The following is a 13,739-nucleotide window of genomic DNA, read 5'->3' on the forward strand; positions in this document are numbered from 1 at the left end:
CATTTCATGAAAAGCGTCCTTCTTTGGCTCGGTATTTGTGGAACAACCCCTTTTCTAAGCGGTTGTTGGGATCGAACAGAAATCACTGATTTGGCGATTGTCACAGCAGCCGCCATCGATAAGAAGGGCAATAATCAAATTGAATTATCCATCCAAGTCTTTATTCCAAGTTCAATAAGTAGTGGAGGCGGTCAAGGAGGGACCAGTCAAGAAGGGGGTGGGGTTACGACATTGGTGAGATCTGAAAAAGGCTCCAATATTTCAGATGCATTGTCTAAGCTTCAAAGCAAGCTTCCGCGAAAAGTATTTTGGGGACATTGTAAAGTATTTGTATTCGGTGAAAAGTTAGCGAAGGAAGGAATTCAAGAGCAGCTGGATTTTTTGCTGCGCCATCCGCAGCCAAGAGAGAAAGCAAATGTGTATGTCAGCAAAGGGAAAGCGAAGCCCATCCTTGAATCTTTGCCACCTCTAGAAAACTATTCTGGGGAAGTGCTTAGAGAACTATCTGATTTACATATTGGGATGCTGGTCACACTACAGGATTTAGATGAAATGTTAACGGGTAAACCTCAAGCTGCCGCACTTCCGGTCGTTAAAATTCTACCACCAGCGAAAGGGCAAAAAAAGTTACAGGGAATTCCTTACATTGTCGGGACAGCCGTATTAAAAAAAGATAAGATGACCGGGACGATGACGGAAAAAGAAACAAGAGGGCTATTGTGGTTAAGAGATGAAATGGAATCATACACCGTGACCTTTCAACCCAAAGGTGTGAAAGGGGAGATTTCTTTAAATCCAGTGACGGCCCAAGTCAAGAAGATTCCGCTAATTCGAAATAACAAATGGAAAATGCTGGTGAAGATAAATACAGAAGGTGCTGTTATACAAAATGGAACGAATTTGGACCTTTCAAGTCCAAAATCTCTAAAAGCTGCAGAACGAGCATATCAAAAAGATATAAAAAAACGCCTCGAGATGGCTTTTCTGCATACTCAGCAGAAGAAAGCGGACATTTTAGGGTTAGGTAAAGATTTCTATAGGAAATATCCTAAACAGTTTAATCAAATCGAAAACCAATGGGATGAGATATTCGCGGAAATGGAAGTGGAAATCGACGTTGTGGCCCATATTCGAAGACAGGGCTATATAAACAAACCGGCGGGTTTGTCTGAGAATGAGGTGAAGGACAAGTGAGATGGGGGGCTTTTTTGTGTACAGCAGTGATTGTATTTCTAATCATTTTGTATGAATGGCCGAAAATGAAAAAAAATCCTAAAAAAGATAAAGTGGCATTTCTTACACTGCTCCTCATTGGCTTGGTCCTGTCCATGTTCAATCTCCCACAGATGTCAGGACCCACTGAATGGATTCAAACTCTTTTCAGGCCGTTTGGAGAGTATATGGAAAAGTGAATCTTTCAGTAGGTTGCGTGATTTCAATTTTCGATATTATCACAGAAAGGGGAAAGATGATGGAGAAAGGAAAAATTTCATCTCTGCAGATGGCATTCATGATGTATCCGACGATTGTGGCAACAGCTATTCTCGGGGTTCCAAGCATCACAGCAAAATATGCCAAAAGTGATTTATGGCTTTCCCCCATTTTTGCTGCGCTCATAGGGTTTTTGACGGTGTATATCGCTTATAAACTGCACAAACTTTATCCAAAACAAACGGTTATCCAATTCACTGAAAAGATCATTGGTCGGATTCCGGGGAAAATTCTCGGTTTCTTACTCTTGTTTTTTTATATCGAGAACACGGGGCTAATCCTTAGATCCTACGCAGAATTTGTTGTCGGCTCCTTTCTGGTACGTACCCCGATTAGTGTGATCATGTTATCGATGGTGCTTCTGTGTGCGTTCATCGTACGCGGGGGAATAGAAGTGTTGGGGCGAGCTGCTGAATTGTTTGTACCTGTTTTTATTTTTCCAATTTGTATCTTAATCATTTTGCTGATTCCTGATCTCGATTTTAAGAATATATTCCCGGTATTGGGGGATGGAATCATGCCCCCAATCAAGGGAGCGATTGTACCGGGAGGATGGTTCAGCGAGTTTTTTCTGATCATTTTTCTTCTTCCTTTTTTGGCGGATATGAAAAAAGGGATGAAATCCGGGATGATGACTGTGTTTGCCGTGATGATAACGTTAATTGTGGTGAATCTTTTGGTACTTTTTTTACTCGGGTCAACAACAGCCTCAAAGAATTATCCCTTGATGAATGTATCTCGATACATCAGTTCGGCCGACTTTTTTGAACATGTGGAGTCCGCTGTCATGGCGGTATGGATAGTAGGGGCGTTTGTGAAAATTTCCGTATTTTATTATGCATCTGTTTTAGGTACAGCGCAGTGGCTGAATCTCTCCGACTATCGTCCTGTTGTATGGCCGATAGGGATTTTGATTGTCATATTCAGTTTTTGGTCGTTGCCTAGTAATATCGATGTCAGTCGTAATGATACCAACGCCTTCCCTTTACAAGGAATTTTGATGCAAACGATTATTCCTCTGTTATTGTTGGTGATTGCTATTGTTAGGAAAAGAAATCATAAAGGAACCGAAACCAGCTGAATGGATTGAATAAAGCCGTTTGAAGAGTTTATGAAAAAGTAAATCTATCAGTGGGTTGCGTGATTTCAAATTTACATACTATCACAGAAAGGAGGATGATGATGGAGAAAGGTAAAATTTCGTCTCTACAGATGGCGTTCTTGATGTATCCGACGATTGTGGCAACGGCTGTTCTCGGTGTTCCAAGCATCACAGCCAAATATGCCAAAACTGATTTATGGCTTTCCCCCATTTTGGCGTCTCTCATCGGGTTTGCGACGGTGTATATCGCTTATAAACTGCACAAACTTTATCCGAAACAAACGGTTATCCAATTCAGTGAACAGATCATTGGTCGGGTTCCGGGAAAAATTCTCAGCTTTTTATTCTTGTTTTTTTATATCCCGATCACAGGGCAAATCCTAAGAAGTTATGGGGAATTTATTGTCGACTCTTTTCTGGTCAAAACCCCGATTAGCGTGATCATGGCATCAATGGTACTCCTCTGTGCCTTTATCGTACGCGGAGGAATAGAGGTGTTGGGGAGAGCTGCCCAATTGTTTGTTCCTGTTTTTATCCTTCCACTCCTCCTCTTAATCATCTTACTGGGCGCTGACCTTGAATTTAAGAATATATTCCCGATATTGGGGAATGGAATTATGCCTCCAATCAAGGGGTCAATTATACCGGGTGGATGGTTCAGCGAGTTTTTTCTGATGATTTTTCTCCTCCCTTTTTTAACGGATATGAAAAAAGGAATGAAATATGGGATGATGACTGTGTTTGCCGTGATGATGACGTTAGTTGTGGTGAATCTTATCGTTCTTTTTGTACTCGGATCAACAACATCCACAAAGATTTATCCCATGATGAATGTATCTCGGTACATCAGTTTGGCCGACTTTTTTGAACATTTGGAGTCCGCCATCATGGCCGTATGGATAGTAGGAGCGTTTGTCAAAATTTCTGTGTTTTATTATGCGGCTGCTTTGGGTACTGCGCAGTGGCTGAATCTCTCCGACTATCGTCCTGTTGTATGGCCTATAGGGATTTTGATTGTAGAGTTCAGCTTTTGGTCGTATCCTAGCTCTATGGATGTCAGTCGATATGATATCGTCGCCTTCCCTTTTCATGGAGTTTTGATGCAAACGATTATTCCTCTGTTATTGTTGGTGATTGCTTTGATTGGTAAAAGAAATAGACAGAGAAAGGGAAGCAATTCAAGCTAACCTTTTCTGCCACTGCTTTGATTTAAGAGGCTTAAAAAAGTAGATTAGAACGGAAGGTGGTACTAGACTCCTGCTTAGAAAAGCGCGTCCATGGGAGTACCCCGCAGGCGGTAAGCGAGTGCCTGGAGGGAATGCAACATTCAAATTAAATACACCTCAAAAAACTGTAGACAAACTCAATTATTAGCGAGTTTGTCTACAGTCTGCAACCATTCCGTTTTCGAATGGTTTTTTTGTTGAGAAAAAATAGAAAAGCTTAAGATCATCAGATGTATTTTGCAGCATGTTAAAAAAATTATCAATTTTTTTCAAACCGTTTTGAGGTTTGTCCCGTTATCTATAGTACAAAGGTTTTTAGAAAGGAGTGAAGAAGGAAGTGAGGAAAAGGGTCATTTTTGTTGGGTGGATATCATTGATGGTAGTACTGTTAGGATTTTCACCGGAAATGGGTTCGAAACGGGGGCAAGCTGTTAACGACATCGTAAAAGTATATGGACCAGGTGGACCTCTTGGACCTATTAAGGAAGTGGCGGAACAATTCACCAAAGAAACGGGGATAAAAATTGAAGTAACAGCAGGACCCGAGGAAAAATGGATTGATCAAGCCAAACAGGATGCGGATATCATTTATGGAGGGTCAGAGTATATGTTAACTGAATTTATGCATGATCATCCGGATATCCTTGAAGAAAAAAACCGTACAGAATTGTATGTACGGTCAGCTGGAATTCTGGTTAGAAAAGGAAACCCAAAGAACATACGGTCTTTGGAGGATTTAACGAAAAGGGGTGTAAAGATTGTGGATGTTAATGGAGCAGGGCAACTGGGGCTTTGGGAAGATTTGGCGGGAAGAAAAGGATTGATTCCTGGAATTAGCAGGAATATTGACATTTCAGTGAAGTCCAGTGCAGAAGCTATCGATCTATGGAAGACAAATTCTAAATTAGACGCCTGGATTACATATGAATCCTGGCATTACCGCCTGTCGGATGTGACGGACCTGGTTCAACTCCCTGAAGAAGAAAAGCTCTATAGAGGAACCCCGATAAGCATAACAAGTAAGAGTGAAAACAAGAAAAAGGCAAAACAATTCATTGATTATCTTAAAACGGAAAAATCCCATCAAGTGTTTCAAAAATGGGGATGGAAGTAAATTGACGAGGAGTGAGAGTATATGAAAAAGTGGATGTTTTTTTCGGTAATTATGATGGTATTAGTTTTGGCGGCTTGTGGAAATGAAGCTAAGGATTCACCCGAAAAGGATCAGGCTGTTAGTGGTACTTCCGATGAAAAAGCAGTAACCCTAAAATTATTGGAAAGTGAAAAAACAGGCGAATACTTGGCTGATTCTAAAGGAATGACGCTTTACTTTTTCAAAAACGATAAATCCGGAAAAAGCAATTGTGCGGATGAATGTTTGGAAAAGTGGCCGCCGTTCATGGATAGGGATTTTGCTGTTCCTGAAGGATTTGAGGAAAAAGAATTTGGAACCATCAAAAGGGAAGATACAGGGGAAGAGCAGGTAACGTACAAAGGATTTCCGCTCTACTATTTTGCGAATGATAAGGCAACGGGAGATGTCAATGGTGAAGGTGTGAAAAATGTTTGGTATATTGTGAATAATGAGACGGTTTTTCCAAAATAAGAAAAAGGGACGATCAGTGATGGTCGTTCCTGTTATTCGTTTTCCAAATTTACTTGGTGAGGAGTTGCAGGTGCGATTGAAAGAAAAACTTGATAAGGAATTGATGGGATTAGTAATGAAAAAGCATCGTCCTGCTCTGGAAGAACTTTATGACAGGCATATTAAATTAATCTATGGTTTTATTTTTAAGTTCACGAATGGAAATACTGAAAAAACTAAAGAGATTGTTCAGTTGGTTTTTTTAAAGCTCTGGACCACAAAAAGCAGTTATAATTCCGAAAAGGGGCACTTTGTAAGCTGGCTTTTGACCGTTACACGGAATGTGTGTGTGGATTATGTCCGTAAAGACAGCGTTCATATTCGGAATAACAAACACATGGACATGAGCCATCCAATTGACATGGAAGATCCGAATAATGATATAGAAAATGGGCTATTATACAGTGAAATTGCCAATGCCAAAAGTAAGTTAAGCAAGCCGCAAAAAAGGCTGATTGATTTACTGTATTGGAAAGGGTATTCGTTAACGGAAATTGCCAAAATTGAAAATGAACCGATTGGTACCATCAAGAGCAGACTTCATCAGTCGCTTAAATTGTTGAAAAAGTATTTGGAAGTAGGTGGTTTGTAAATGAATACAGAGTGCGCTAACCTGCTTTCATTTTTATCGGGTGAACTGGGAGAAAAAGAAAAAAAGGCATTCGCGGAACACTTAATTCATTGCCCTGAATGCGCTAGGGAGTATGAACAAATGACGGAAGCCTGGAATTCATTGAAATGGGATTTCGAAGAAATGGAACCTTCTTCTTCCCTGAAAGCAGAGGTTATGAATTTTGTCTTTGAGCCTGATGATGAAGTTCCGATGAGAAAGGAAAAGAATTGGAGTAGTTTTTTCTTTAAGCAGTTTACACCAGTAACTTCAGGTCTCGTGCTGGCCTTTCTAGTTTTGGCTGTTGCGCTGTTATATTCCAATATTCAACTAAAAAAAGAACTTGCAGCTATCAATCTCCCAATGGAGGTTAAAACGTCACTATCATTGCAGCCTGCTCACAAGACCGCTGTAAATATGAATACGGACGGTGCTGCATACATTTTGCAGCAAGGGGAAGAAAGAAGGTTAGTCGTTCAGATTCAGAATTTGCCTAGCCTTCAAGAGTCCGAGGTGTATCAGGTGTGGTTGCTGAAAGATGGAAAACGGACAAATGCAGGAACTTTCAAGCCAGATGAAACAGGCACAGGATCATTGACATACAAACTGTCAATGAATGATCAATTCAATCAAATTGGCATCACAAGAGAACCAGATTCAAATAGTACAAAGCCGAGAGGCGAGAAAATAGTTGGATCTTCATAAAAATAAGAGACTTGCCCGCAGTGGGGAAGTCTCTTATTCGTTTCGTATTTGGAATGATAGCTAAATTAGTGAAAATGGAATATCTCATGATTTTGAATATCAATGTTTGTCTTTTGCTTTTCGTTCTATCAAAAGCAACGTAAAACCCCCAGCAGGATAAGAGTGCTGGGGGTTTTACAAAATATCATGATCGTATACCTATTTATTCATTAAATCCTCACAGTACTCCCGGATCAATGCCGAGGCTTTCGTTTGGCTGATAGAGAGGTCCTTCGCTACTTTCCTGGATGATTTGTAGGTTTGGAAAGATTTCCTTATCAATATCCGCTTCGTTTCATCAACCGCTTTATCGAGCGAAGTGGGGAGATCGATCTGGGTCACTTGTTCAACATTTTCGGTAATCATTTCAGGCAAGTCGGCCATTAGGATAACGGAGTCACTTACTAACACTAACCGTTCAATCAAGTTTTCAAGCTGGCGGACATTGCCTGGCCATGAATAATGAATTAATAGGTTCAAGCATTCTTCCGAAATGACTTTATTTTCATGATATCTTTCATTGAACTTATTTAAAAAATTGTACGTAAGGGGAATGATATCTTCTTTACGTTCTCGCAATGGAGGCAATTGAATATCAATCACATTCAAACGGTAAAATAAATCTTCCCGGAATCTTTTATCATTGACCATTTCTATTAAGTTCTGATTGGTTGCAGCGACGATGCGGATGTCGACTTTTTTCATTTCACTGCCCCCGACGGGAATGAATTGTTTGTCCTGGATTACTTGGAGAAGCTTTGCCTGCAGAGCGAGCGGTATTTCCCCAATTTCATCAAGAAAGACAGTGCCACCGTCTGCAGATTCAATCAATCCGCGTTTTCCAGTTTTGTTCGCACCCGTAAATGCACCTTTTGAATAGCCGAATAGTTCGGATTCGAGCAGCTCTTCCGGAATGGCAGCACAGTTGATTGTCAGGAAAGGTTTGCTTTTCCGTTTACTGATTCGGTGGATGAAATGGGCAAGCACTCCTTTTCCTGTTCCAGATTCCCCCTGGATTAAAATCGTGGAATCGGTCGGTGCCACCTTTTCACAAAAAGTGAGGATGCGGTTGATTTTACCGCTATTAGTAATGAATCTCCCCGTTTCATCTTCGTTATGAGTCGATTTTGACTCACTACTCGCTTCATTTGCTTTTAACATTTTATACGTTTGGGTTTCTGTCGATGTAGTGACGACCAGTTCAATTTCCCCCGCATCATTTAAAATCGGAATCGCTGATGTCATCAATTCTGCGCCAATATACGTTTGTTGTTTAATGTAGCAAGGCTTTTTTCTTTTAAATACTTCAGGCACGATGGAGGGCGTCCAGTACCCTTTTTCAAATAAGTCCACATTATATTTGCCAATGACTTCAGTAGGTTTTAGCCCATAATGGCGCTCACATGCCTTGTTGACGTAAAGAATCCGCTTTTCGCCGTCAAGGACGAAAATCTCATCTGAGGAATGATCAAGAATCTTTAATAGAGTTTGGAGAGTCATTTCCACACTTTCAGTAGAATCCGGACTTTTCATAAGGTAATCCTCTCTTTTCAAAAGGGAATGAGTGAATTTTGAATACTGTTCTATCAATTTCGAGTTAATTATAACTCGATATGATAACGTTTTCAAAACTAATTTTGAATATTTCGTTTATTTAGGCTGGTTTCCAAGGTTGGCACACATTTTGCATTATATTAAATTGACAGTTGGTTAAATTGTCAGTTGGTTAAATTGTCAGTTGGCTAAATTATCAATTGGTTAAATGAACAATTGGCTATGTTTGCATGTCGATAATTATTGCATGAATGGACACGTTGGCCTAGCAGAATTCTAGTCAATAGAATTATCTAAAAGCAAGTCATCTAGGGGGGGAATGAGTATGGAAGGTAGGTATGAAATCTTTGACATTACTATTATCGGGGGAGGACCGGTTGGTTTGTTCACCGCTTTTTATGCGGGAATGCGCCAAGCTTCAGTGAAAATTATCGAAAGTCTCCCTCAACTGGGAGGGCAGCTGTCTGCTTTGTACCCTGAAAAATATATTTATGATATTGCGGGCTTTCCGAAAATTCAGGCCCAAGAGCTCATCGATCGATTACTGGAACAAATGGGTCAATTCAAAACGGATATTTGTCTTAATCAATCTGTAGAGACCATTGTTCGTACTTCGGATGGGATGTTTGCCATAACGACACCCGAAGAAACACATTATACGAAAGCGATAATCATCACTGCTGGAAACGGGGCGTTTCAGCCACGGAAACTGAAAATCGAAGGCGAAGAAAGGTTTGAAAAAGCCAACCTTCATTATTTCGTCCAGAATATGAGCCAATTCGCTGATAAGAGAGTTGTTGTGTTTGGTGGCGGTGATTCAGCGGTCGACTGGTCGCTAATGCTTGAACCGATAGCGGAAAAAGTGACACTTATCCACCGCAGGGATAAATTTCGTGCACATGAACACAGTGTAGAGCGTTTGAAACAATCCAAGGTGGAGGTCTTGACTCCTTATCTCCCAGCCGGACTGATCGGAGATGAAAATATAGAAAAAGTGATTGTGACGGATGCGAAGAGTGGAAAGCCGCTTGAAATGGAAGTCGATGACGTTCTTGTCAATTATGGATTCGTATCATCAATAGGCCCAATAAAGGATTGGGGTCTTGAACTTGAAAATAATTCCATTGTTGTCAACTCTAAAATGGAAACGAATATCAAGGGCATATACGCGGCAGGAGATATTTGTACGTACGAAGGAAAGGTGAAGCTGATTGCTAGCGGGTTCGGTGAAGCGCCTACAGCTGTGAGTAATGCGAAAGTTTATATCGATCCAAGAGCGAAAGTTCAGCCGCTTCACAGTACGAGCACAATGGGGGGAAAAGAGAAAAGCACCTCGACCGTTTAATTATGTAAAAAGGGGGAATCCACATGGCTAAATACACAGTGGTTGACCAGGAGACATGCATCGCTTGCGGGGCTTGTGGAGCGACGGCACCGGAAATTTTTGATTATGACGATGAAGGTATCGCTTTTTCAATCCTGGATGCAAACAGAGGGATAACGGAAGTATCGGAAGAATTGGAAGAGGACTTGGAAGACGCCTTTGATGGTTGTCCGACAGATTCGATTAAGTTGGGTGCGGAACCATTTGCCAATATACCAGTGACAGCCAGTTAACTCGGCGGAAATGAATCCATTAAGAAATAACCGTTTCTATTAAGTTCAGGAAAGCTTGTAATCATATTTTATTTTAGGGGGAAATGAATGATGGCTTTTAACAAGGTGGAAAATTTAGCAAATCGTAGTTTTGAAAGAACATTGACATATGACAAATACACGGATCCTAAAGTACTCGAAAAGGAAATCGATCTAGTATTCTCTAAAACTTGGCAGCTTGTGGGACACGTCAGCCAATTGGAAAAAGTGGGAGCTTTCTTTACGACAGAAGTAGCTAACGAGCCGATCATCGTGACCCGCGGACAAGATGAGGTGATCCGCGCCTTTTATAACGTTTGTCCCCATCGTGCGACTAAGCTTGAAAAAAGTGACTCAGGCAAGAAGAAAATTCTACAATGCAGTTATCATGGTTGGACATTCAAATTGGATGGGAAATTGAACAAAGCGCCGAATTTTAAAGGCGAAGATGCAGCCTGTGTACAAGATGCCTGTTTACGCTCCGTTCGCATGGAAATCCTGGAATCTTTAATTTTTGTCAACTTGGATGATAATGCAAAACCGCTTAGCGAATCGTACGGTGATTTCTTTGACCGTTTAAGTAAATATCCATTTTTAAGTGAGTTAAAAAGAACAGGCCAAAAAACCAGGGTGATTAAGGCAAACTGGAAAGCGTTCATAGATAACTATTTAGAATGTGACCATTGCCATGTAGCTCATCCAAGCTTTGTTGCAGCACTCGATATGGAAGATTACCAAATCATTACATGTGATAACTATTCACTGCAAGGCTCAATGGTAAAACCGGATAAAAATTACGGAACGGTCGATTTAAATAAGGCGGAAATGCAAGGCGGCTCTTTTTTCTGGCTGTGGCCTAACCTGATGTTGACCATTTATCCGGGTCCCGGAAATATGGCTACCATTCAAATGGTGCCGATTGATCACGAAACGACTTTGGCTGTTTACACCTATTATTTCCGCGATGAGAATTTGACTCAGGAAGAGAAAGACCTTGTTGCTTTTGCCGAACAAGTCCGACAGGAAGATGTGGAACTTGTAGAGCTGGAACAAATAGGTTTCCGTTCCCGTGCCTTTAACAAAGGTAGATATTCCTCTTCGGAAATAGCAATTGTTCAATTTCATGAAATGGTATTGGAGGCCCTAAATGAGTAGAGTAGAGAATCAAGTGAAATCGATGAAACAATTTTTGATGATCAATGGTGAAAAAGTGGAAACGGAAAGCTATGCTCCTCTATTTTCCCCTTATTCCGGGGAAGAAATCGCCCAAATAGCCATGGCGGATAAAGAGCTGACGGAAAAGGCGATTGGAGCTGCCTACAACGCTCGCGAAGTCATGGCAAAAATGCCCGCTTATCAAAGGGCGGATATATTGGAGAAGGTTGCCACGTTATTAATGGAGAATGCGGAAGAAGCGGCAGAAATCATATCCCGTGAATCAGCCAAACCGATCATGTTCGCAAAAGCGGAAGTTGGGAGAACCATTGAGACGTATAAGTTCTCGGCTGAAGAAGCTAAAAGGATTCACGGTGAAACGATTCCTTTTGATGCAGCCACTGGCGGGGTTGGCCGAATTGGTTACACGTTAAGAGAGCCGATCGGGGTCATTGGTGCCATCACTCCGTTCAACTTCCCGATGAATTTGGTGGCGCATAAAGTCGGTCCGGCCATTGCTGCTGGAAACACCATCGTTTTGAAACCAGCTTCGCAAACTCCGCTGTCCGCACTTTTCATCGCAGATATTTTTGAAAAAGCGGGTCTGCCGGCTGGCGCATTAAATGTAGTGACAGGTCCCGGCAGCACGGTCGGAGAAGTGATTGTTGAAAACGACCAAGTAAGCATGGTGACATTCACCGGAAGCCCAAGTGTTGGAATCGGCATCCGGAGCAAAGCCGGCCTGAAAAAGACGACTCTGGAGCTTGGCTCGAACTCTGCTTTAATCATTGATAAAGACATTGAAGTTGATCAAATTATCGATCGTTGCATCATGGGTGCCTTCTCCAATCAGGGGCAAGTTTGTATTTCACTGCAACGTGTATATGCACATGAAGAAGTGTATGAAGAGTTTGTAGCGAAATTCACTGCAGCTGCGAAAAAGCTTAGAATTGGCGACCCATTGGATCCGGATACGTATATTTCCGCCCTGATCTCCAAAGGAGAAGCGACCCGTGTACTGGGCTGGATTGATGAAACTAAAGGAAGCAAGGCAACAATTGCAGCAGGTGGAAAATTGCAAGGCGACATTCTTGAACCGACCATAATTACCGATGCGGATCATCGGCTAAAAGTTTCATGCCAGGAAGCATTTGCTCCGGTTGTCATTGTAAATAAAGTGAGTTCAGTGAAGGAAGCGATTGATTCTGTGAATGATTCCCGCTTTGGCTTGCAGGCAGGAATATACACAAACAATGTGAAAAACGCTTTGTACGCATCACGTGAATTACACGTAGGCGGTGTAATCATCAATGACGTGCCAACCTATCGTGTCGATCAAATGCCATACGGCGGTGTAAAAGAAAGCGGGACTGGTCGTGAAGGCATAAAATACGCCGTGGAAGAAATGACTGAAATGAAATTGGTCGTTTGGAACCAAGACTAAAAATCGAGGAGATCATTTATGAAACAATTCAAAATAGCGGTCATCGCAGGAGATGGCATTGGACCTGAAGTGATTAATGAAGGGATAAAAGTATTAAAAAAAGTGGCTGAACTGGATTCCAGTTTTCAATTGGATTTCACATACTTCCCATGGGGCTGCGAATTTTATGCCGAAAATGGTAGAATGATGGATGATGATGGGATCGATAAGCTGAAAGCGTTTGACGCGATTTATTTGGGGGCGGTCGGATTTCCGGGCGTTCCAGACCATATTTCACTATGGGAGCTATTGTTGAAAATCCGTAAAAGCTTTGATCAGTATGTCAATATCAGACCTGTGACACTGTTAAAAGGGGCTCACTTGCCTCTCGTAGATGTGCAACGTGAAGATATTGATATGCTGTTCATCCGCGAAAACAGTGAAGGCGAGTATTCAGGCGCAGGAGACTGGCTGTTTAAAGGGCAGGAACATGAAGTGGTTTTGCAAAATGGGGTGTTTTCACGTAAAGGCACGGAAAGGATCATCCGTTATGCTTTTGAAACCGCGAAAAAAGAAGGCAGATCGCTGACGAGCATTTCTAAAGCGAACGCCCTTAATTATTCGATGGTTTTCTGGGATCAGGTATTTGAAGAAGTGAGCAGGGACTATCCTGGAGTTGAAACGGCTTCATATCTTGTCGACGCAGCGGCGATGTTGATGATCAAAGACCCGAAACGCTTTGAAGTCGTTGTGACTTCGAACCTGTTCGGTGATATTTTAACGGATTTAGGGGCTGCACTTGCTGGGGGAATCGGGCTTGCAGCCGGTGCCAATATTAATCCTGAGAGGGAATATCCTTCGATGTTCGAGCCAATTCACGGTTCAGCTCCAGACATTGCAGGCATGGGTATTGGAAACCCGCTCGCCTCCATTTGGTCAGCAAGTCAAATGCTCGATTTTTTTGGCTATGAATCTCTTGGAAAGACTGTTCTTGAGGCGATTGAGCAACTTCTGCTGGAAAATCAGGTGCTCACCCCCGATATGAATGGCACGGCCTCCACTTCCGAAGTGGGAGACAGGGTAGCGGAAATCATCGAGTCAATCATTATATCCAAAGGTATGACGGTGAAAAGATAAATGATCGACCAAGGTGA

General features: G+C 41.8%; 14 protein-coding genes. 13 read left to right on the forward strand and 1 reads right to left on the reverse strand.

Going from position 1 to position 13,739, the window contains the following annotated elements:
* Positions 1-6 precede the first annotated feature (6 nt).
* The 8 genes from ACFWE9_RS04565 to ACFWE9_RS04600 all read left to right on the forward strand — a co-directional run bounded on the left by ACFWE9_RS04565 (position 7) and on the right by ACFWE9_RS04600 (position 6,779).
* Positions 7-1,194 carry a Ger(x)C family spore germination protein gene (locus tag ACFWE9_RS04565; protein ID WP_377355789.1) on the forward strand — a complete coding sequence of 396 codons (1,188 nt, stop codon included), beginning with the start codon at positions 7-9 and terminating at the stop codon, positions 1,192-1,194.
* Between the two features lie 14 nt (positions 1,195-1,208).
* A complete protein-coding gene (locus tag ACFWE9_RS04570) occupies positions 1,209-1,412 on the forward strand; it encodes a hypothetical protein (RefSeq protein ID WP_377355791.1) in 204 nt (67 codons plus the stop codon).
* Positions 1,413-1,471: 59 nt separating this feature from the next.
* Positions 1,472-2,572, forward strand: coding sequence for a GerAB/ArcD/ProY family transporter (locus ACFWE9_RS04575; RefSeq protein WP_377355793.1), 1,101 nt, complete (start codon positions 1,472-1,474; stop codon positions 2,570-2,572).
* 101 nt (positions 2,573-2,673) lie between these two features.
* Positions 2,674-3,780: a GerAB/ArcD/ProY family transporter gene (locus tag ACFWE9_RS04580; protein ID WP_230157347.1), complete on the forward strand. Its 1,107-nt coding sequence runs from the start codon at positions 2,674-2,676 to the stop codon at positions 3,778-3,780.
* 445 nt (positions 3,781-4,225) lie between these two features.
* The gene (locus ACFWE9_RS04585) at positions 4,226-4,933 is read left to right on the forward strand and encodes an extracellular solute-binding protein (RefSeq protein ID WP_377355816.1); all 708 of its coding nucleotides are present in this window, start codon (positions 4,226-4,228) and stop codon (positions 4,931-4,933) included.
* A 21-nt stretch (positions 4,934-4,954) separates the two neighbouring features.
* The gene (locus tag ACFWE9_RS04590) at positions 4,955-5,425 is read left to right on the forward strand and encodes a COG4315 family predicted lipoprotein (RefSeq protein WP_230157345.1); all 471 of its coding nucleotides are present in this window, start codon (positions 4,955-4,957) and stop codon (positions 5,423-5,425) included.
* 19 nt (positions 5,426-5,444) lie between these two features.
* The gene (locus ACFWE9_RS04595) at positions 5,445-6,056 is read left to right on the forward strand and encodes an RNA polymerase sigma factor (protein WP_377355795.1); all 612 of its coding nucleotides are present in this window, start codon (positions 5,445-5,447) and stop codon (positions 6,054-6,056) included.
* A complete protein-coding gene (locus ACFWE9_RS04600; RefSeq protein WP_377355797.1) occupies positions 6,057-6,779 on the forward strand; it encodes an anti-sigma factor domain-containing protein in 723 nt (240 codons plus the stop codon).
* A 198-nt stretch (positions 6,780-6,977) separates the two neighbouring features.
* Here ACFWE9_RS04600 and ACFWE9_RS04605 read toward each other — a convergent pair whose 3' ends face one another.
* On the reverse strand, positions 6,978-8,351 hold the full coding sequence (locus ACFWE9_RS04605) for a sigma-54 interaction domain-containing protein (protein ID WP_230157343.1): 1,374 nt from the start codon (positions 8,349-8,351) through the stop codon (positions 6,978-6,980).
* 346 nt (positions 8,352-8,697) lie between these two features.
* On the opposite strand from ACFWE9_RS04605, the gene ACFWE9_RS04610 reads away from it, so the two are divergent.
* From ACFWE9_RS04610 to ACFWE9_RS04630, 5 genes are all read left to right on the forward strand, one after another.
* Positions 8,698-9,717, forward strand: a complete 1,020-nt coding sequence (locus ACFWE9_RS04610) for an NAD(P)/FAD-dependent oxidoreductase (protein ID WP_230157342.1) — start codon at positions 8,698-8,700, stop codon at positions 9,715-9,717.
* Positions 9,718-9,740: 23 nt separating this feature from the next.
* Complete coding sequence (locus tag ACFWE9_RS04615) at positions 9,741-9,989, forward strand: ferredoxin (RefSeq protein ID WP_377355800.1); 249 nt, start codon at positions 9,741-9,743, stop codon at positions 9,987-9,989.
* A gap of 90 nt (positions 9,990-10,079) precedes the next feature.
* On the forward strand, positions 10,080-11,162 hold the full coding sequence (locus ACFWE9_RS04620) for an aromatic ring-hydroxylating oxygenase subunit alpha (RefSeq protein WP_230157439.1): 1,083 nt from the start codon (positions 10,080-10,082) through the stop codon (positions 11,160-11,162).
* Entirely contained in the window at positions 11,155-12,606 is a 1,452-nt protein-coding gene (locus ACFWE9_RS04625) for an aldehyde dehydrogenase family protein (RefSeq protein ID WP_230157340.1), read from the forward strand. The genes ACFWE9_RS04620 and ACFWE9_RS04625 overlap by 8 nt, the downstream gene beginning before the upstream one ends.
* A gap of 18 nt (positions 12,607-12,624) precedes the next feature.
* Positions 12,625-13,722, forward strand: coding sequence for a tartrate dehydrogenase (locus ACFWE9_RS04630; RefSeq protein WP_377355802.1), 1,098 nt, complete (start codon positions 12,625-12,627; stop codon positions 13,720-13,722).
* The last annotated feature ends 17 nt before the right edge of the window (positions 13,723-13,739 follow it).

This window comes from Peribacillus sp. NPDC060253, assembly GCF_042727425.1.
Taxonomy (GTDB): Bacteria; Bacillota; Bacilli; order Bacillales; family DSM-1321; genus Peribacillus.